The sequence below is a fragment of the Sphingobium sp. TomTYG65 genome (assembly GCF_055395525.1).
In genome coordinates this window covers 264,997-285,727 of sequence record NZ_AP027332.1, presented here as the reverse complement: position 1 = coordinate 285,727, position 20,731 = coordinate 264,997, and the positions used below count along the sequence as shown (strand labels likewise).

At 59.3% G+C, this 20,731-nt stretch carries 15 protein-coding genes; 5 read left to right on the top strand and 10 right to left on the bottom strand.

The window, feature by feature from the left end:
- Nucleotides 1–128 precede the first annotated feature (128 nt).
- From mobF to ACZ5Y5_RS20890, 3 genes are read right to left on the bottom strand one after another with little or no spacing between them, the layout of a single operon-like run.
- Complete coding sequence (mobF, locus tag ACZ5Y5_RS20900) at nt 129–3,152, bottom strand: MobF family relaxase (RefSeq protein ID WP_464811738.1); 3,024 nt, start codon at nt 3,150–3,152, stop codon at nt 129–131.
- A gap of 3 nt (nt 3,153–3,155) precedes the next feature.
- On the bottom strand, nt 3,156–5,453 hold the full coding sequence (locus ACZ5Y5_RS20895) for a type IV secretion system DNA-binding domain-containing protein (RefSeq protein WP_464811737.1): 2,298 nt from the start codon (nt 5,451–5,453) through the stop codon (nt 3,156–3,158).
- Nucleotides 5,443–5,733 carry a hypothetical protein gene (locus tag ACZ5Y5_RS20890; protein WP_037466103.1) on the bottom strand — a complete coding sequence of 97 codons (291 nt, stop codon included), beginning with the start codon at nt 5,731–5,733 and terminating at the stop codon, nt 5,443–5,445. Before ACZ5Y5_RS20890 ends, ACZ5Y5_RS20895 begins: the two co-directional genes overlap by 11 nt.
- Nucleotides 5,734–6,305: 572 nt before the next feature.
- On the opposite strand from ACZ5Y5_RS20890, the gene ACZ5Y5_RS20885 reads away from it, so the two are divergent.
- The gene (locus tag ACZ5Y5_RS20885; protein ID WP_037466106.1) at nt 6,306–6,524 is read left to right on the top strand and encodes a hypothetical protein; all 219 of its coding nucleotides are present in this window, start codon (nt 6,306–6,308) and stop codon (nt 6,522–6,524) included.
- Nucleotides 6,525–6,637: 113 nt separating this feature from the next.
- On the opposite strand, the gene ACZ5Y5_RS20880 is transcribed toward ACZ5Y5_RS20885, so the two are convergent.
- From ACZ5Y5_RS20880 to ACZ5Y5_RS20855, 6 genes are all read right to left on the bottom strand, one after another.
- Complete coding sequence (locus tag ACZ5Y5_RS20880) at nt 6,638–6,859, bottom strand: hypothetical protein (protein ID WP_464811736.1); 222 nt, start codon at nt 6,857–6,859, stop codon at nt 6,638–6,640.
- A gap of 556 nt (nt 6,860–7,415) precedes the next feature.
- A complete protein-coding gene (locus tag ACZ5Y5_RS20875; protein ID WP_464811735.1) occupies nt 7,416–9,347 on the bottom strand; it encodes a ParB/RepB/Spo0J family partition protein in 1,932 nt (643 codons plus the stop codon).
- 643 nt (nt 9,348–9,990) lie between these two features.
- Nucleotides 9,991–10,314 carry a single-stranded DNA-binding protein gene (locus ACZ5Y5_RS20870; protein ID WP_464811734.1) on the bottom strand — a complete coding sequence of 108 codons (324 nt, stop codon included), beginning with the start codon at nt 10,312–10,314 and terminating at the stop codon, nt 9,991–9,993.
- 505 nt (nt 10,315–10,819) lie between these two features.
- Complete coding sequence (locus tag ACZ5Y5_RS20865) at nt 10,820–11,794, bottom strand: CHC2 zinc finger domain-containing protein (RefSeq protein WP_464811733.1); 975 nt, start codon at nt 11,792–11,794, stop codon at nt 10,820–10,822.
- A gap of 26 nt (nt 11,795–11,820) precedes the next feature.
- Complete coding sequence (locus tag ACZ5Y5_RS20860; RefSeq protein WP_464811732.1) at nt 11,821–12,219, bottom strand: thermonuclease family protein; 399 nt, start codon at nt 12,217–12,219, stop codon at nt 11,821–11,823.
- Nucleotides 12,220–12,539: 320 nt separating this feature from the next.
- On the bottom strand, nt 12,540–13,478 hold the full coding sequence (locus ACZ5Y5_RS20855) for an ArdC family protein (RefSeq protein ID WP_464811731.1): 939 nt from the start codon (nt 13,476–13,478) through the stop codon (nt 12,540–12,542).
- 309 nt (nt 13,479–13,787) lie between these two features.
- Between ACZ5Y5_RS20855 and ACZ5Y5_RS20850 the strand changes: the two genes are divergently transcribed.
- Nucleotides 13,788–14,138, top strand: coding sequence for a hypothetical protein (locus ACZ5Y5_RS20850; protein ID WP_464811730.1), 351 nt, complete (start codon nt 13,788–13,790; stop codon nt 14,136–14,138).
- A 134-nt stretch (nt 14,139–14,272) separates the two neighbouring features.
- Here ACZ5Y5_RS20850 and ACZ5Y5_RS20845 read toward each other — a convergent pair whose 3' ends face one another.
- A complete protein-coding gene (locus ACZ5Y5_RS20845) occupies nt 14,273–14,662 on the bottom strand; it encodes a DUF3768 domain-containing protein (protein ID WP_464811729.1) in 390 nt (129 codons plus the stop codon).
- Nucleotides 14,663–15,337: 675 nt separating this feature from the next.
- Here ACZ5Y5_RS20845 and ACZ5Y5_RS20840 point away from each other — a divergent pair.
- The 3 genes from ACZ5Y5_RS20840 (at nt 15,338) to ACZ5Y5_RS20830 (ending at nt 18,994) form a co-directional block, all read left to right on the top strand.
- Entirely contained in the window at nt 15,338–16,537 is a 1,200-nt protein-coding gene (locus tag ACZ5Y5_RS20840; protein WP_464811728.1) for an AAA family ATPase, read from the top strand.
- Nucleotides 16,534–17,544, top strand: a complete 1,011-nt coding sequence (locus ACZ5Y5_RS20835) for a ParB/RepB/Spo0J family partition protein (protein WP_464811727.1) — start codon at nt 16,534–16,536, stop codon at nt 17,542–17,544. Before ACZ5Y5_RS20840 ends, ACZ5Y5_RS20835 begins: the two co-directional genes overlap by 4 nt.
- A gap of 106 nt (nt 17,545–17,650) precedes the next feature.
- Nucleotides 17,651–18,994, top strand: a complete 1,344-nt coding sequence (locus tag ACZ5Y5_RS20830) for a replication initiator protein A (RefSeq protein ID WP_464811726.1) — start codon at nt 17,651–17,653, stop codon at nt 18,992–18,994.
- The last annotated feature ends 1,737 nt before the right edge of the window (nt 18,995–20,731 follow it).

Genomic DNA, 20,731 nt, shown 5'->3' with positions numbered 1-20,731 from the left:
CGCAACGCGGTTGTCGGCGTTCCAAGCCGAGCTTTAACCCAGAAAGCGTCAATCGAGTTTCACCCGTGCTTCGGCTTCTTGCGCCGCCGCACGGAACTATACGTCCAACATGCGCGCGCGGCTCCCGGTCAAAGATCAAGGCCCAGACTTCGCTCAGGGAGGGCTGCCAAAGTATTGGAGCGATCCTTTTCGGTGCGCCCCTGCGCACCGCTGCCTGGCCCGCCCTTCCCTGCTGCGCCCCGATATTGCGCTTTGTCGCTCGCTCCTGATTTGGGACCATCGGGAAGGCCAAGATCCTGAGCCCTCGGCCACTCAGGACCGCCATCGGCCATATTATCGATATTAAGCCGCCCCGTGGCTTCCAGCGCCGACGTCTTGTTGCCAGCATTGCTGGCGAGCTGGCGCTCCAGCTTGGCCTTGTCGTCCACGATCATGGTCAGCTCGTCCCGAACGCGCGTGACGCCGACATTGAACAGGCGCTGATTGGAGAGGTTTGTTTCGTAGCTCGCCATGACGGTGATGGCCTTGTCCGTGGTGATCCCCTGCGCCATGTGCATGTTGAGGCTGTAGGCGAGGTCCAAACGCGACAGCATCGGGTCGGAAAGGCCCAAGGTCAGTCGCTGCCGCGAAGCCGTTTCGACCGTAACCGCATTCTCGTCCACGGCGACCACCGTCGCGATGGCGGCGTTGTGGAGATCACGCGGCTTGTCATTCGAGGTCCAGCGGATGCGATCGCCCTCGCGGATCTGAACAATCTTCTTTTCCGAAAGCTGAAGCCGATCGTGAGTTTCCTGAGGCGAGAGCTTCCGCGGATCGAAAAGGACGCGCTGGCCGCCCTTGCGAAGGTCAATCTTGCCATTGGCATGGACCTTGGCGACGTCATAGCGTCCTGCCTTGAGGCCGACATCCCGCATACCGCCGCGCCCAACCTCCAGCGTCTGCCCCTCGCGGTAGTTCTTCGCATAACGCAGCTCCTCCCGGGTGAGATTTACCCGCTCATAGACGATGACCTCGATCGCCTCGCCACGCAGCGATCCTTCAGCAACAAGGCCCTCCTGGATGCGCATGTTGATCGCTGCCCGGGCGTCTCTACCCGACGCGAACACGGCCGTACGCTCCCGATCTTGGGGCGAAAGGCCAAGCCAGCGATCGGCGGCATCTTTCGCCGGACTCTGCGACTCAATGACCTTATTCCCCAGCAGGCGAAGGGCATGGCCGGCCTTCCCGGCGTTGGCCAATGACGCGACCGTTCGCAGCAGCGTCGTGCGCTGACGGATATTCTGGTCCATCCGCGCCATGGTGCCGCCGCTGGCCTGGATCATGGCGAAAGCCTTGCCGGCATTGATCGAGGAGAGCTGCTGACGGTCCCCGACCAGCACCAGCTTATCGATGCCGAGCGACTCCACGACCTGATGCAGGGTGAGCATATCCTTTGACGACACCATCGAGCTTTCATCGACCACGATCATGCTGTTGGCGAGTGCCGCGCGCACTTCGTCATAGCGCGGTGCGCTACGTTCAGTGATGAAGTGCTGATGGGCAAGAAGGAAGGACGCGATCGTCTGGCTTTTGATGCCTGCCCCTTGCGCCATATCGGCAACCATCTTGTTCTGGAACGCAAGGCCCAACACTTTGCGGCCTTCCGCCTCGGCAACCCGCGCGACGGCGGAGAGCATGGTAGACTTGCCCGCACCCGCGATGCCCTGGACGATGACCGTGCGGTCGGCAGAGGAAATAATCAGGCTGGCGGCCGCCAGCTGCCCGGGGTTGAGCTCATGAACGCTTACCGATTGAAGTCGGTCCTGGGCATCGCCAGCAGCGACAATCGGCGTCGCCCTGCCCTTTCCCGCTTCTACCAGGTCAAGGATCTTCTCCTCGGTCGCTAAAGCATCTCTGGTGGTGACCATGGAGACGACACCATCACTTTCGCGGCCAACGCCTGGGATGAGCGAGCCGCGCTTGGTGAGCGTAGCGATGCGCTGATCGACAAGATCGACGGTGACGCCCTTCAGCCCTAGGTCGAGCGCGGTTTTGGCAAGGTCCGTCATCTTGTAGGCGGCTTCCCGCTCGGCATGAATGCGAATGGCAGATGCAACGGCAAGCTGCGCCCGCGCCGCTGCCGGCGTCTGTCCCGTGCGGGCGAGGCCACGATCGACCAGCGGATCGTCAGGTCCAAGAACATCGGAAAGTTTCTCATATGTCATCGCGATCACCTCCTTGATCGCCTGATAGCCGCGCTGAAGGGTTGACCCTGCCTGCTCCTGCATGCTGCGGGCTCGCGCGAGTTCGAGCAGATCCTTGCCGCTAAAGCCAAGCTCTGCAGCCTTGTCCTTCCAGGCTCTGCCGAGTGCATCGCGATCACCGACGTTGAGCTTTGGATCACGGGTACGAAGGGTGATGGACGCGAGGGCATCGCGCGATGTAACGCCCAGTTCAGCGGCCTTTGCTAATATGTCCTGCCTGCGCTGGCTAAAGGCATCGATCACTTCTCTTGGCACACCCGAAATTTCAAAGGTGCCGTGCTTGCCGGTCATCTCGGTCTGGTAGCCAAGCTTGCCCAGCTCTTCGCGCAGGGCGGCATGATAGATGGTGCCAATGACGCTGTTTGCTTTCCAGATCGCGCGATTGTGGAGCGCCTGCCATTTCCCGTTTGGCATTTGGGTCAGATTGGCGATCACCGCATGGACATGGCCCTGGGGATCGAGCGCCCGGCTCGTGTCATGCTCGAACAGGGCATAGACGAGGTTACCGGTGCGTGTCGGTGCTTTCTTGCCATCTATATCTTTGCGTCCCTCAGCAAGATTGGCTTCGGCCCATTTCATGGTGGATTGCACCGCGCGCAAATTGGCTGACAGGATGTTCCGGTCCCCCGCGATGTAGGCCATTATCGAGGCAGATTTGGGCATGGAGAAGGTAAGGTCAGTGCCCGCCTGCCGGTTCTCCACTTGGGCTACCCCGGTGCCGTCAGGCAGGATGCCATTCAAGATGCCTTCGAACGCATCTTTTGTGACCTGTCCCGCGAGGCCAAGCTCGCGAGCCCCCTCCCCGTCCCAGATGCTGACCTCCCCCGATCCCTCGATGGTATAATAATTGTCTTTCGCGAAATAGTTAGCGGCGCCAGAGGAGGAGCGCACGGCGGCTACCGAGAGCATGGATCAGATCCCGAAATCATTGCCATCAAGACCCGCGGACAGGTCCTGTCGCAACTCGATAAGCGTCTGATCCTCCACCACGGGAACGGCAGGTGCCTGCCTGTACCCGCGTTCGGTTTGGTCCCGCTCCTGGGGAGCCGTCTCTCGCTGCTCACCGCCTTTGGATTGGGCAGCGGCGTCGCCGCTCCGCCGCCGCGCTGCATCGACCAGCGGGTCGCGAATGGGCTCTGTGCGCACCCCATCCTGTGACTCCACCTCTCCAGCGGCGGGCCCATGGCGCTCCTGATCCTGCGCACTGCCTGGAACGGTCGGGTCAGTGACATTCTCAATGACCTGCGCGGCGCCATCACGACCACCCGCTTCACCGCTCTGCCCCTTCTCCTGGAAGGCCCCCTCCCCGCGCCGCGAGCGGATCGGCCTTACCTCCTTACGACGGACGAAGCCGACGGCCACCGACGGGTAATCCTTATACTGCAGCACAAGCCGCGCCGCCGGAAGGCCGTCCGGAAATTTGACGAAGGCATGAAGCGAGGGAAGGTTCGTGATGTCGTCCGCGATGACCAGCGGTTCGGTCTGCTTGCGCGGCGTCAGGGTCGAGGCATCACGGGTGTTGTTGTAGCCGTAGCTGTAGGCCTCATCCATCTGGCGCACCTCACGGTTGCCGATATAGCGCGCGCACTGTTCGGCCGTGTCCAAATCGGAGGTGGCGAGGATAAGTTTGGAGCGCGCAAGCGAGGCCAGATTTTTCGCGCCATGCTCGCCATAAACCTCCACCAGCTTTTCAAAACTATGGAGGCCAAGGATCATCGCGCCGCCGTAGGCACGGGCGGTCTGAAGACCGTTTTCGATCGCGGGCAGACGGTGCAGCGCGCCGAGCTCGTCGAACATGAACCAGGTGCGCAGCGAGCGCGTCCGCGGCATTGCCATCAGGTTGTTGATGGCAAGGTCCATCCACAGCGTCAGGAGTGCCTTGTTCATCGGCAGATCGAGATAATGGGAGGTGATGAACAGGATCGCGCCGGGCTTCTTCTCGCCAGTGATCCATTGACGAATAGAGAAGGGTTCGCCTTCCTCTGGAAGGAAGCGCAGCACCTGCGCATTGGTGTTGAAAACGGCGCGGATCGACTCCGCCATGCGCGCCGCTTCCGGCGCCGTGAGCGGGTCCGCGATCGTGTTGGAGAGATAGCGGTGAACGCGGGCCAGATCGGCCGTCATCAGATTTTCAGAAAGGGCAAGATTGGTGGCCTCGCCCCGCTCGATCAGCCGGATGCACATTTCGATGAACAGCGTGCGGGCAGCGAGCGCCCAGAAGGGTTCTGAGGACCCGCCGTCAGAAGGGATGAGCGCGGCCGCCGCAGAGGTGAAATCGCTATGCGTGGAGCAGTCGTTGAAGATGGACCAGGCTGGGCAACGTTCATCCATGGGATTGAGAATTGTGTCGCGCGCGGGATCGTAAAAGGACTCCACATAAGCGCCGGTCAGATCGAAGATTACAGCGCTGTCCTGCCGCGCGCGCATCTGCGCAACGAGGCTCCGCAGCTCAGTGGTCTTGCCCGAACCGGTGGTGCCGATCAGCATGACATGGGACTGCTCGAGCCGATAGGGAAAGGGGATGCCGCCAAGGCTGTACGGGTGATGGATCCCCCTCCCCTTTCGCTCGGCAAATGGGAGACGCAAAACGTCCGCAGGCTTCATGCCGGGACAGAGCTGCGCCACATCCTCTTCAAACTTGATCCGGTTATGCTCAATGATCTCCGATCGCAGCAATTCGACATCAACCAGCATGGCGCCGCGCTCATGCCGTTCCTGAAGGATCGACTTTCCCCGCCGTTTGGACATATCGACAAAGGCGATGGCTGCAGGAACGGTGATGAAGACCGACAGCAGGAAGGATCCAAGCAGCCCTTTCATGGCCACCGCCCAGGCGCGGATCACGTCCGGGATATACGGTACGGCTGACATGATGGTCCGCACGATCTTGCCGCTCGCCAGGGTGACGTTGACGCGCTTCATCGGATCGAGATCGACCCAGTCCCAAAGCTCGGCATAGACCTTCATGCAGATGAGCTGAAAACCATGCTCATCAAGCTTCACCGACATGATGCCAAACCAGCAGCTCAGGAACACAAAGAACCAAAAGATGACGGGCATTTTTGCGCCCGAAAGCCACATCATCAGTTCGTGAGAAAGGAGCTGGCTGCCGCGCGTGAAATTGCCCGAGTTTCGCTGTACTTCGCCGCGCGCCGAATGATGGCTGAGCGGGATGTTCTGCCCGTTGGTGCGGATGTCCTTACCGGCCATGGTAGAGCTCCATCCGCTTGTCGGTTTCTGCGACCACGCGGTCACGATATTGGGGGAATTGTTCGCGCAGGATGATGTCGAGCGCGAGCTGCTGAAATTCGCTGATACGCGCCAATCGCAGCCGGCTTGCATCCTCGAGCGCATCGCCCGACAAAGACTGATCGATCGCCGCGCGAATAAGATCGGCGGTCGCGACCCCACGGGCCAGAGCGTGCCGCTCAAGGCGCTGCCATTGATCCTGCTCAAGCCGGATCGTGTAACGCCGTTGTTTAACTGTCATCCACCATTCCTCCAAGCAGCGAGGTTGGTGGGGATTACGAAAGTTCGGCCTCGATACCTGATCGACTGAATGATTGCAAGTCGTCGGACATTGCACGCCGATAAACACCTCTATCGCTTATGTTTCCTCTTAGATCGGCTTACGGCAGACATTTGGCAGACATCGCAAACACGCCAAAATGCCAATATTCTGGTCTTTTCTTGAACCGAAGGTGCATACGGTGTGCTGCCTGACCACTTGGGAAGGCACTCACGCAAATGGCGCGCTGGTTACCTGTAACCGGCTCCTTCTTTCCCGGCCCAGGGCCGGGTCGCCGATCCGGCAGGGATTGGCTCCGCCCATCGGGCGGAAGGATATGGCATGGCCATATCTTCGATGCGGCATGAGGGGCTGAGCCCCTTTAGGTCGCATCGAAATGGGCCCGCCAGGGAAGCAGCAGGGCGCGACCAACTGGCGTTGATACCCCCCCAATCAGATCGGCATTTCTTCTTCATCTAGACAGGCTTGAGCGGCAGAGATCGGGAGCTATAACAGCGCTGTCCACAATCCGATCCGACTATGAAAGATGATCCATGGCCAAAGATCTGGACAAGGAACGGGCTGCCATTGCGGCGGAAGAAGCCAAGCTGGTTGAACGCAAAAAGCAGCTTGCTGAAAAGGAACGCGATGCCTCATTGAAGGTCATTGAAAAGGCGGGCCTGATGAAGCTCTCCCTGGAGGATCTGGAAGCGCTGGTCGGGCGCATCCGCAAGCTGGGGGTTGAGGAGGTTCAGCGTCGCCTAGCGGCGTGAAGAGCGATCCGATCCTCACGGATCTGGGCAGGCCGGGCTCGATGCCCAGCCTGCCCAATGACCCCAACCAAGAAAGTCATGGGGAGAGCCTCACCGGCCCTCCCCTTATCGGATCAGTAGCTGTCGTCCAGCTTGCCCGGAATGCTGTGCACCACCCGGTCGATGATCGTGATCGGCAGGGCGCCATAATCCCCTTCGTCGACGGCGAAGAACCCACCCTCTTCGTCGCGGATGATGTGCTGCGGAAAGTAGCTGCTCATCGCGCGCAGCTCGGCATGGGCAAATGCTGCGATGTAGGTGGCCTGTGCGGCGAAAGCATTGTGATTGATGTGCATTGGGTTTTCCTCCTTAGAATTAAATGATGGAGGCCAGCGGGCATGTGGGGCGCGGCTGGGTCAACGACGGCGAAGCCGCCGCGAAGCGGGGAGCGGAGGACCCGATTTTGCTGCGGCCGGAACGGAGCGCAGCGCAGTGGAGGGCGCGGCAAAATTGGAGGGGCCGCTCATCGTTGAGGCAGCCGCGATCCACATGACAGGATAGGAAATCAGTGAGATATTCCCCCCTCTCGTCGGCAGAGCGTTTCCAAGCATCGCGTCCGGCGGACTAAGGCGGCTCTGACACAGCGCTATTGACGCTCTTCGCCGGAATATTTCGCATGCGACCGAACGAAATTAGCCCCGCCTCGAAGGGGACGAGGCGGGGCTGGTCGGGACCTCCAAGGGGGAGGCGGGGGAACAATGCGCTTTCACAGATGAGTCGCCTATTTATCCTGCGCATTATATCGTCGGATTCTAGACGATGGCTGACCGTCCCTTGCGGGGCGCTCAGCCGGGAATGGCGATCTCTCGCAGCAAGCGAGCCGCCCTAGAAAAGGGCGGCTCGGTCGTCCCGCTATTCGGCGGCAACAGCAAAGGAGATATTGTCGTTCAAAGGTTCGCCATCGCTCGCCGCCCCGCATTCGGGATCATTAAGTTCTTGCGCCTCTTCATCCTCCTCGAAGGTGCCGGGCTCCTCTTCCTCCGCTTCGATTTCCGGGGCGTCCGGAGTGATAAGAGCGGGCGGCAACCAACCGCGACCGGGAATGCGTTCTGCGCAGGCAGCAGCGAGGTCGCTCTTTTTCATTTTCTCGCAGTTCGCGGCGGACTCTTCTCCGCAGGCTTCGGTGAGCGCGGAGAGCAGCGCCTTCTTGCCGATCCGATCAAAAAACTCGATCCCGCTAGCCCAATGCTGACGCATATCGAGCTTTGCAGCGCGCGCGATCCGATGGGCAGTTTCGAGCCGTGCGGGGTCGGTATATTTTGCCTGCGTGGCGGTGATGAGCGCTCCCGAACATGCCGCGAGCATCCGCAGCACATCCCGATGATCGAGCGACAAGATCCAATCAAAGCGGTTCGCCGCGTGTTGGGGTGCCGCGCCGATCAGCTCAGCCACTCCATCGAAGGGCGTCGCCATTTCCATGCTGTTGTAATCGAAGTGCTGGCACGGCTCCTGAATGTCCGCGCCAGCGCGAAGCTGCACCGCATGGTCCGGGACAAAACGCTGGGTGAGGATTGGCAACAAAGCATCCAGCAGCACAGCAAAGGCCAAGGGCTGATTGCTGGCCACTTCTGACTGGAGCGCGACGGTGCGCATCCGTGTCAGTTCCTCGGTCATCCGCGCATCATAAAGGGGTCGAGGGGCGGGGAGACCGTCACGGTCGCGGAGTGCGGCGCGCTGCGCCTTCATGCTGTAGGCGCTGCGATTGATGCCGCCCTGATGGTTGAGGACGATAAGTAGGCGACCCGATGCTCTGGCCTCCGCGGAGTAGAGGCGCTCGACCGTGCCGAGGCGCTCGATTTCTTCCTCGAGCTCAATCAGCAGGTCGTCACTCTCGGGGTCGAAATCGGGATCATTGTCGGCCCCCAACTCGGCAAGCCGTGCTTCGCGCTTTGCGCTCAGCTCATCCATCAACGCCTGCTCCGCCTCGCTATAGGTGCGGTTCGCCACGTCCGCATAGAGGCGATTCCAGCTATAGCTGTTATAGGGTGTCTCCATGGCGGCGATCACATCGCCCCAGCCCTCAGCCTTCGCTTCCTCGGCAAGCTGATCGAGCTTTTCATCGGCCAGTCGCTCGACGAGTTCAGGATCGTCGGCATAGCCCTCGCCCTCTTGCGCAAAAAGATCGCCAGTGATTGTGCCACCGGCAGCGCGATACGCGTCCATACCGATGAACTTGAACAGGCGGTTTGCCGTCGTCAGCTTCTCTTCCGTCAGCAATTCGCGAACCTGATGGGCGCTGCTCGCCCGCTTCAAAATTCGATCCTGCCGTGCATGGTCGTCGGTGAGGGTGAAAGCCTGTACGCAAGCCAGGTCGATCTTGTCAGAGGCAAGAGCATTGAGCACCTTGTAACTGACGTTGGCGAGCGCAAGATATTTGCGAACCTCCCGCAGATCATAGCCGTAGCGGTTGGCGATTGCCTCCTCACTTTGCCCCTCGCTGTGAAGCTGGCCCATGGCCCGGATCGCATCAGCAGGATGCATGGCGACCCGCTCCCGGTTCTCGGAATAGCTCATCGAGGTTGCTTCGTCGCGCTCCGCGATCTTGCAAGGAATCTCCACATCCTTGTGCCAGATCTTGTCCTTGATGAGCTTGGCGATGGCGCGGCGACGGCGCTCGCCTGCAATCACCTCGAATTTCCCGTCCTCGCGCGAGACGACCACGAGATTTTGCATCAGGCCGTCTCTCGAGGCGATGCTGGCCGCCAGTGAATCGATGCCGGTCTTGACCTTGCGGACGTTGAGCGGGGTCGGAACAAGCATGTTGAAGGGGATATTCTGGATCATCTGTCACTCCGTTGGTTCGTGGTTTGCAGCTGCTGCTGCAAACCCGAGCTCGCGCGGAGCAGCGGGGGTGTGGGGGGCAATGAGAATCCGCAGGAGTGGTGCGGGCGCAGCTTGGGGACCCAAGCGAGCCACGGTCCTGCTGATTGTCGTTGCAGGGGAGAGGGCGGCGGCGCCCCCTCTCCCCCACATCAGATGATCGTCGTTCTGCGATTTGCGCCACATCAATCCGGGGCCATTCTGGATTGCAGAGGCGGATGAAGGAACCGGCACATTTATAACAAAGGCGCGGCTATCGGAATGAGAGCCGGGCCAGTTGAAGTCTCTTAGCCCAAAGCCAGAGCCTCAGGGTCGCGCTAATCGTATAGCAGAAATGGGCGGCGCACCGAATTGGATTAACTCTGTTCACGCTTGCAGCCGGGGGCGTTGCGGGGGTGCCCCCCGCACGAGGGGGTAGGGCGAGACGCGGAACGCGGCTCGATCTCAGGGGGAAACTTCCCCCTCCCGTACTCCTTCGATCAGGTCGGTAGAGGGAGCAAGGCCCATCGCTGGATCACGGCAAGCTAAGCCTGGCAGCGGATTTCAATCAACGAGCCGGCGAGTCCTGGTGGCACTGCGAGGCGGGCCGAATGCCCGCCCCGTCGCGTCAGTCCGCACTGGCCTTGGACGAGAGAATACCGAACTTCTCGACGATCCGATCGGTTGTGAAGACAGTTTCGCCATCGCGCTCGTAGGAGGTGTCGCGCATGGTGCCCTCGGCGAAAATCAGGTCGCCCACCCGGAGACGTTCGGCGATTATTTTGCGGTAACGCTCATTGAAGATGGTGACGCGGTTCCAGTTAGTGTCATCGACCCATTCCTCGCCGTCCTTGCGGCGGAAATTGCTGGCGATCTTGAGATGCGTGACATTGCCGCTGGCCTGGATTGCGCCAACATTGCCAATGATTTCGAATTTGGCGAAATTGATCATTATGATGTCCTTCCTTCTTCCGTTGCTAACGCAAGGTTTGGCAAGCGCAGATTGAGGCGAGGACAAGTGAAAAAACGGAGGGTCCGCCGTAGGCAGGAAACCGTCGCAATGCGCAGCATTGCATTTTTTCACTAGTCCTCATTAGCCGTATCGAAGCTAGATCAATCCGGTAGCGACGAGAGAAGGAGAGATGGCGGATATCCACTCGTCCTCCGCTTGAACATGGCTATGATCTGATCCAGTTCCGTTGAAACATCATCCACATCGCAGCCGATGTGGTGCGTGGATTGAAGTTCATGGCAAATCCAATCCGTTGATCGCGGTCGCGCCGCAGGTTGCTACATCAGCTGGCGGCGGCTGTTGTGGATCGCCCACGCGCCCGATGAAACATTGTCTGGGCTGAAATGGTCGATTTCAGCAGCGTCTGCTGAAGCATGGGCAACACGGCCCTGCGCGCGCGTGCCGTTCAGCAGCACCGAACAGTCCGCCGCCGTCAGGCGGCCGCTTATTTTTTCATCCTGATGCCCCGATGCTCATCATTCCAATCCTCATATCTGCGGTCGGGGAAGATCGCATCCACCCTTTTTCCTTGGGCCTTATATTCTTCGGCCGCTCGCTCAACCGCCGCTCGTCCCGCAGCATTATGATCGCCCGCTAGCGTCACATGCTCCACCTCGTCAGGGAGGTCGACATAGGGCATCGAGCCGGTGCCCAGGGTGATCCACACAGGAGCTTTGGGCGATTTCATTCTCAGGGTCAGCCCATCCTCCGGTCCTTCGGTCAGGATGATCCGCTTTTCCGGCGGGGCAAGCCGAACCGCACTGCCACGGATCTGCCCCAGGCTGAGCTTAGGGTTTGCCATGTCGGCCTTTTGGCCGTCCTCCGTCAGGAAGATACTTTGGATGCCAACGATCTTACCGCGGCGATCCTGCGCTCCGAGCACCAGAGCCGAACAACGGCGTCCACTAGCGCCGGTCTTTTTGTCGCGCCAGAGTGCCACCCGCCCATATCGCACGGTTGCAGGAACATCAGCGGTGATGCCGCGCGAGGCGAGATAAAGCTCTGCTGGCGTGCCCTTGATGCTTCGGGCGTCCTGCCATTCGGCCTGCGCGGCCAGAACAGCCGCAGCACGGTCTGCCTTCTCCTGTCGCACCAGAGCGGCGCGATTCCGTGGTGCCGCCTCGGGCAAGCCCTCTTCTCCGAGCAGAATGGCGACCGCGTCGGCAAATTCGCGACCCTCAAAATCCATGATGAAGTCGATGGCATCGCCCCCTGCGCCGCAGCCAAAGCAATGAAATACGCCCTTCGCATCATTGACGCGGAAGCTCGGTGTCTTCTCATTATGGAAGGGGCAAAGGCCGACATGTTCATTGCCCGCTTTACGCAGCTTCACATGTCGCCCGACAATGTGGCTGAGATCAAAGCGCGCTTTCGCGCGCTCGACGTTCTGCCTGAATTGATCGCTACGCCAGTTCTTCATCACGGGTTTGCCTTACTCAATATCGCTCAACGATAGGTGGCGCCAGGACACTCGCCCGCGACCATCCTGCCGTTGTCCCATTTCGGTTTGTAGATCGCCCTCCCCGCCTCGAGTTGCAGACAAGAGAGGCTGCGGCCTCGGACATAGACCATGGCCAATGTCCGGCCATAATCGTCAGTGCTGATCCGCGTCACCCGCAAGGGGCCGGTTATGATCTGCCGCATTGACGCCTTGCTGGCGGCGGCAAGCCGCGCATCGCATACCGCGCCGGGCTTGGGATAGGGACGACAGCGGCCATTGCTGGGATCATCGGGGGCATCGATGCCAAGAAGCCGAATGCGCTCGGCGCCGCAGCGAAGGGTGTCGCCATCGACAACAGTGCAGCTGGTCGATGCGGCAGCGAGAAGCGTGAAAGCAAGAAACACATAATCTCCTGAACCGGGGAATTTCTCTTTTTCTTTGAGGCACATGGTGCCCGAAAGTGAACCCAAATGGAAGCGATAACCGATTGAAACCGTTTCCTTTTTCTCGGCTTGCAACTCCGAACGGGGCTCGGCTGCCGCGCGATCTCGGCTCTCAGAGCCAGCCCTCTGCTTACGAAGCCGAAGTCCCTCCATCAGCTGCCCCTTTGGCTATGCGGCCGGGCCGGTCACGCCAGCGCAGGACAGTCTCGGGGCTGATCTGAGCATCGTTCAATCCTTTCGCGGGAGGGAAAGTGGGCGGCGCTATGGCCGCCCAGTCCGGATCAGGCGGCGCAGGCGGTTGCAGGCGCGGCCATCTGGGCAAGGATGAATTCGCTGGCGGCCTGCGCGGCAGTCGCGGCGCGGAAAATGGCCCGCTTGTCACCGTGTAAAATCTCGAGCCAGTCCGCCACGTATGCGGCATGATCCTCGCGCTGGGTCGGCGCCATACCAAGCTGCGCGCAAAGCATGGCTGCGCCGACCTCGGCCACAAGTTCCTCGGCAGCCCGGATTGCAGTGCTTTTGCTGTATTGGTGCAACGTCTCCCGATCGAGGCGCGACTTGTGACCACTCGCGTGCACCATCTCGTGCGCTAATGTGGCGTAGAAAGCATTGCCGCTTTTGAAGGCTGCGAACGACGGCATCCGAATATTGTCGGTAGCAGGCATATAATAGGCTTCGTTGCCGCCCTCGGTATAGGGAACACCATAGCGAGTGAAGGCGGCATCAAGCTCAACGTCTCCCTCATCGCGATTTTTCACTTCGACAACTGGAGCGGGATATTGGCTCATGTCCAAGCCGTCGATCTGCTCGACGTTGAACACGACATATTTTTTCAGATAGGAACGGGCGCGGTCTTCGCCCTCCTCCCCTTCCCTTTCCTGCTCGGCTTCACCCTTTGGCGTGAAGGTGCCGGCATGGACAACAAGATTGCCTTTCTCGCCCTTCCTGACCTGCCCACCCAACTGGCTGGCCTGCCTGTACGTCATCCAATAGGGATTGGTGTATGCGCGCGACATGGACGCAGACCAAAGCAGAAGGACGTTCACGCCACGATAGGCGGTCCCCTCGTGCCGGAGCGGAAGCGATGCAGCGCCGGAGCTCCAAGTGGGCGACCATGGGCGGCTGCCCGCCTCCAGCAGGGTGATGATCTGGTTGGTCACCTCTTGGTAAACGTCGATGCGCTTGACCTCGGAACGGCGGGCGGAAGGCTTGCGGGTCATGTCGTCTATTCCTTTTTAAATGGAGCCGAAGGCGATGGCGCGCCATCGGCTTCTGCCTGCTGGCGAAGCGGGTCGGGGAATGGCGCATCGAGGGCTGATCGCGGCGGAGGGGGATCACCCGCTCTGCACGGAGCGAAGCGCAGGAAGGGCGGGGAAACCGACGCGATCACGAAGTGGAGCCGCGCAGCGGCGCAAACGGCCAGGCCCTTGCGCCAGGGGGCCGGAACAGGCCCCGGTATACGAACATGCGCGGCGGCTTGCCCGCCTCAGCTTGTCGAGCGCGGATCAGAGCCTTAAAGTCGCGCGTTAATGAGCTGCATTGATCGCATCTTTCCCCAATGGGCTGCCAGCTGGAGCAACCTCGCCCGATCCAAAGCGCTGGTTCGCTCACAGTGCCGGGACTGCGGTATTCAGTTGCGGGTCGATGCGAGGGTGCAGGCGTATAAGTTCGGGTCCACCGCCTCACCGGTCGATCAGCTCGATCCATGGAATGTTGTTGGATGCCACGGCCAGACCTTCTTCCTGGTGGCGCGCAGCTACGGTCGGCAGTGGCTCACCATGCTATCGCGTGACGATCTCCGCGACACGCTCCTGACTGCGGCACCGGCGGCCAACGCTGTGTCGTTGGATCTGTTTGGCACTGGACACTCGCGCACCTAAGCTGCTCGTTCCAGCATAGGCGCGCCCGTCGCTTGCGGCGGGTGCGCCGGATTTTTTCATGAGCAAGGGATTGCTCCCTCCTGCTGCGGCAGACTGGCGCGACGGCGAAGCCGTCGCGCGCGCACGTCATGACTTCAATATTCATCGGCGCGAAGGATGGTGAGGACACGCGCCGTTTGTGCGGGATCGGTGGGATCGTTCGATCCCCATTCCAGCTTGGGATCGTAATAGTCGATCTTCCAGAAGCAGCGGGTGCCTTGCCATTCAAAGGCTCCGAAATCGCGTTCGCCGTGCGGATCGTTTCGTTCTGAAAAGTCGCCATATTCCCTCACCAGGCGGAGTAGTTGGCGCTGGCGGCGAAAGGCCGTCCACAAGGTCGCATCTCCAATCATCGCTGATATTCCGGCCGTCACGACAATTCGGTTGAAGCCTTGCGGACGGTGGATGTGCTCACGCACGGCATCATTCAGAGCGGCGATTGTTGCCGTCGATGCTGCCGAGTTCGCTGTGTTTTTGTTGATCATGTCCTCTATCCCTTTTGAAATGGAGCCGAAGGCGATGGCGCGCCATCGGCTTCTGCCTGCTGGCGAAGCGGGTCGGGGAATGGCGCAATGAGGGCTGATCGCGGCGGAGGGGGATCACCCGTCCTGCACAGAGCGAAGCGAAGGAAGGACGGGGAAACCGACGCGATCACCAAGCGGAGCCGCGCAGCGGCGCAGACGGCCAGGCCCTTGCGCCAGGGGGCCGGAACAGGCCCCGACATCAAATAGACGCGTCGACTTGCTCGCCACCAATCATACTGGCGCTCGCTCCCCCGGTATCTCGGGTCTCGTGGATCAGGCTAAAGGAAGCTGTTGTTGGCTCACCGGAGCTGAAACGGGATCATGCGCACCGTCAGCGCACGACTTCGATCGCAGTCCCGATCTCGAGATTTTGCCAGTGGCGGTCGGCCGTAACAGCAGTCGCCTCGAGTGAGTTCGCCAGTGTCAGACAAGCCCGCCCCCCCCCACGAGAGGCCAGCAGAACGCGCAGCGGGCGCGTAACAGCTTGGTATGGATCGCGTGAATGGCGTCTCACAATCCCAAATCACGATTAGGAGTCAGTGCTCGAAACCTCTCACAGTTTGACTTCGGGACCAGATTTAGGGCATGGAACACGAACCGGATCGGAATGGTTGATCCAAAGGGAGGCTAACGGGGATGTCATACACCGTAAACACACTCCGGACGATGACGCGCTCGTGCGAGATGATGCGCGATCGGGTGAAATCAGTCGTTTTCAAACCCGAGGACCGCAAAGTTCTTGACCTCACTTTTGGACCGACAGCGGCTGCAGAACTGGTCGGGCGGACACCAGAAGCACTTGCCAAAGCTGAGAAGGAAGGAAGGCTCGCTCCTCCCAAGCAGCTCGGCAATGGGCGTCGTTATTACACGCTCGAGGACCTGACAAACATTCGTGAAGCGCTGCATATCCATCCCGGTAAAGCCTCCGATGAGGACGCCGTCGTGGTTGCTGTCCAGAACTTCAAGGGTGGCGTGGGTAAAAGCACGGTCACCAAGCATTTCGCAGACTATCTGGCACTGCATGGATACAGCGTGCTCGTTATCGATTGCGACCCGCAAGCTTCAACTACCACAATGTTTGATATTCAGCCGGAGTCACTCATCGACGAGGAAAAGACGCTCGGTAACTTTTTGTCGCCTCGAAGCACCTTTGATGATTTCCGCCAAGCCATTCATGCAACTGCATGGCCAACGATCAAGATCGTCCCATCCAGCCTCGGCCTTCAAGACGCAGAGTGGGACCTGACAGCCACTTTGCGGGAAGGCGGGCAAGCGGTCCGCGAGGGACTGCAACGGCTTCGCATTGGAATTCAAGGGGTGATCAAAGACTTCGACGTCATTCTGCTCGACCCGCCTCCGGCTATGGGTTTCCTGGGCTTGAACGTGATGGCGGCCGCAACTGGACTCCTGGTGCCGGTTCCTGCGCGACAACTCGACTACCTCTCAACGATCCACTTTATGGATACCATCGCAGATAATATCGAGATTCTTGAAGAGAATGGGACACCTGTTGACTACGGCTTTATTCGGGTGGTGTGTTCGACATACACACCGAGTAAGCCCGGCGAAGCCGATATGTGGAAAATGATGCAGGCAACCTACGCTAACTTTCTCCTGAGCCAGCCAATCTTGGCGTCCGAGGAGATCAAGAACGCCACTCAAGCGTTCCGTTCAATTTATGAAAGCAAGCCCTCTGCCGCTCATGCAACCTATCAGCGTTGCCGTGACAACCTGGACTCCGTATTCAATGAGGTTCTTCAGCAGATACGAGAGCAGTGGCCGTCGCAAAGCATCTCGAAGCGCGCCAATGACGCGGTAACGAGTGTTGCAGCATGAGCCGCCGGTCTCTCATCGGCGAAGCACTTGCGGCACCAGCGCCCTCGCTTGTGTCGGACGTCGAGGCATCCCAATCGGGAGCAGCGCGCACATTCACCGCGCGTAGGCTAGAGGGCTTCACAGAAGCCGCTCGGATGGTGAAGCGACCCACAATTCGATTGAAGCCCTCCGAATGTTCGATTTGGCCCGGGAATGCCCGCGATTATGCGCTGCTCACTGAGGATCGCGTTCGTAGTCTCATCGATTCAATTCAGGCCGAGAACGGCAACCGGATTCCCGTGGTTGTTCGCCGCACCAAGAACGCCGCGCTCGAATATGAACTCGTCATCGGGACTCGACGCCATTGGGCTATCTCTTGGCTGAACGCAAACCATTATCCCGACATTGAGCTAGTCGCGATTATCGAGGATCTCGATGATGAAGCCGCATTTAGGCTGGCGGACATCGAGAATCGGGAGCGGGAGGACATCTCCGATCTCGAGCGGGGGGCAAATTACAAGGCTGCCGTCGATGCCTACTACGATGGCGTTCAGGCGCGTCTCGCCGACAGAGTGAAGCTCTCCAAATCAATGCTGTCCCGCTATATCGGTCTCACAGAAATCCCGCAGTCGATCATTTGTGCATTTAGTTCGCCAATGGATCTGCAAGTTCGGCATGGCGACAAGCTCCTCCCCGCGCTCCGTAATCCAGTTCTTCGTGAGAAGATGGAAGCAGCAGCAAGGGAAATTGCTACTGAGCAAAGCTTCCGGCAGTCCGGTGATGAGGAACCGATCAGCGGTGCTGATGTCGTGGCCCGCCTTATTAAGGCGACAACAAGCCGAACCGGCCGGGTACAGAAGGCCACAATTGAGGCAAATGGCTCAACAATTGGCCAGGTTGAGCGCGACCGCGCCCGGGCCCTCACCATCACACTCAATCCCACCAATCTCTCTGCAGATGATATCCTGGAGGCGTTAAGGCCCTTAATCGAACGGGCGAAGATTATGAAAAGGTCCGCTCGGCAATGATGGATGTAAGCGCTCGGAAAGGGAGTGAGTTCGCCACTCTGGGAATCTGTAATTCTTCCTTATATTACAGATGGTTAGCTGCGACGTCCCGCGCGTGGGACGTCGCATGAAGACCCGAGAAGTTGAGGCAGCTCCGACGGTCGTTGGAGGACGCCGAGTCCAGTTTGAGATGTTCTTTACGCTTCCGGACTTCAGCGACATTTCGCTGCGAGACTATCAAGAGACAATGCAGCGCCCCTTCTTTAGTCTCTCTAAGAAGAAGCGGGTCAAGCCTATCGAGTATGTCAGCCCCGATAAGCAGGTCACGGTACATGTGTCTGCCAATCCAGAATACGGGATGGCGACGATTTGGGACGCAGATATCATGATCTATCTGGCCTCCCACCTGAATGAGCTGCGTGAGCGAGGCGCAAATGATCTCTCGCCTACCATCCGCCTCCAGCCTGGCGACCTTCTAAAACGAATTTGTTGGGGAGTGAGCGGACGAGCTTACGAACGCCTCATCGGTGCCCTTGACCGCCTTCAAGCTACGACCATTAAAACTAATATTCGAGCGAATTCAAAAACGCGCGAGACGACATTCTCGTGGATCGACAGTTACACTCACCTGGTGGATGAACGCACCCAACGCTCCCTGGGGATGGAGATCACGTTATCAAAGTGGTTCTTTGATGGAGTGATGGATAAGCGGAATGTTCTCGCGATCTCCCCTCTTTATTTCGAGATCACCAGCGGCCTCGGCAAATGGCTTTACCGAGCGAGCCGCAAGCACGCGGGTGGAAACGGTGCTGAAGGTTTTACGATCGGCTTCGAAACGTTGCATCAGAAGAGTGGTAGCGAAAGCTCCCTCCCCTCATTCAAAAATAAGATCTTGGAGCTCGCGCGCGCCAACGCCCTGCCCGAGATCAGTTTAGAAGTCATTGGCGCTGAAACGCCCCGGCCGAAGCTCAAGATGGTGATGCGCCGATATTTGGACGGCCATCAGGAGCTAAATTCCCGTAAAAAGGCCGCCCTCCCGTCCCCTACCCTCTCAGGCAAGGGCGAGGTGCCTTCCGCCCCCGCCGAGCGGCGCCTTAGGCCGCTATCAGGGGCCACTGCTGCCGACGTCGTCGATCCGAAGCTGACGCGTCGTCTTGTTCAGCAAGCCATTTCTGGTCTCAAGGTGATCGAACCCCATCGCAGTGGCGACCCCCACGATCCCAGTTATGCCGCAGCGGCGGCAGCAACTCCCAGGCGCCGCGGTGGACGGGCTCACGAAGTTCTCGATCCTGAAACCTATGCTGCGATCAAGGCTGAATGTCCCGGCTGGGACTTAGATGTTCTCATCAAGCAGTTCGACGCATTCCTGAACAGCAATCCAGATGAAATGCCGCGAAACTATTCTAAGCGCTTCTACGGCTTCATGAAGAAGCACCATGAGCGCAACAAGTTTAGTCTTCCAGGCTTCTAACCAGCAGAAGGCCTCGATCCCTCCACTGCAGCGCCATATCCGTTCAGCGCATTGCATTTACTGGGAGCGCGAACATATTCGCGAGTTAGCCGAGGCATAAATTCATACAAGCTGCGGACATCGCTCGGGTGGGGTTCTCCCGTTCCGTAGTGAATCCAATAGCTGATGACGCCCTTGGTCCGTACGGGCCTGACGCTGAGGCGCAATTTGCGCTCTCGGGTAGTGCAACGATCGGGCTTAAGCGAAGAAGCGGAGAATCAGAGCCCTAAGTGTCAGCAGCGTTGTTGCGGATGATTTTGGGCGACCTACTGATCGTGTTTTCGGAAATCCGCCTCGACCGCGGCGAAACGGCACCCATTGCCTATCTGCAGAGATTCTAAAAGCACGTCGACGCAACAAAGCGTCGTTTCGGATGAACGCCGGTGGGTCAAGAATTCTGGAGATGATGCCTCCTCCAAACTGAGATAATGGACCTCCCGAACTGGCGGAAGAGGGAGGCTCCCCAAGCACCATTCCTAATAACACGATCGCCAATACCGCTGACATTCCTGATAACACGCATGAATGCCACCATGCAGATGACAACTGATGTTCCGGTTTGGTCTCCGCGAACCAAAAGCGAATCGAAACACTAACCGCACCCTCACGGGATGCTACTTAAGCCGCCCCATTCACATTTAACCCCAGCGAAAGCCGGCTTCTCGTGTTATCACATTGAGGGTGTCGTGTTATTAGAATCGTGGCGTCGTGCTATCAGGTATGCCGCGTCGTGTTATTAGAATCGTTCCATCTGCTCCGAATCGCGAGATTCCCGCGATTCCGCTAAGGCGCTCCATCGGGTAACTTAATAACTCTAAGATATAACCGACTAACGTTAGCGCCTGCGGCGGATTTGAAATGATTATCTTTTATGAGAGAGATGCCGCAGAGTTGGGATAGCTCGGTCCGCCAATTCGACGCCTGGATGCCAGGGTCTCGCGTGGAAACGTCCCAATGAACCAAGCGCTAAAGCCAGCTTTTCGATGGCCACCTCAGCACGCTATTCGGCTCTTTGAGCCCGGCAATCGGGGTGCTCTCTCGAGCTTCTGGAAAGGACAATGCGAAAGCAGATAGCGCGGGTGGACGGCGCGCGGCATCAATTGTGGCCCACCAAGTGGTTGGCGCGCAAGCAGGCCCCGCAGTTTGGCGGCGCCTGCAGGGACCGAGTCCCACCGCCTCGTGTGACGATTCGCATTGCTTGCGATGGCATCGGCGCCCGCGCGGAGATTGAGACTGAACGCTCACACCTAGCGAGCCGACGAGGGGAGGAGCCGCGCTCCTCGGCCCGTGCCTGCAGCCAAGCCTGGACAATTGCATGCCGCCTTCAGGCGCGGCTAAGAGTTCGTGCACGCCCGTTTCGCGATACCTCATGAGGGCTAGGTAGCAAGGCAGCGCGAAGTCGAAGGCGGCTTTTGCAGTCCGTGGTGGGCCCCGTCTAGCCTGCCGCTCAGCTCTATTCAGATGTGGCGGCGGCCCTCTTCTGAAGCGAAAATCAGGTGGGAGCGCTTTCGCCCGCATCGTGCGAGAGACAGAGGGGAGGGGAGGGGAGGGGAGGTGGAGCCGGCATTTCTCGGCCAAGCAGGCCTCGAGATGGATTCGACTGAGGACAGTAATGACGATTCGGACCGAGGTTCAAGCGACGGTTGCCCTCGCTCCGCTATCCACCGAGGCGACACGAAATTCGATGTCAGCGAGCTG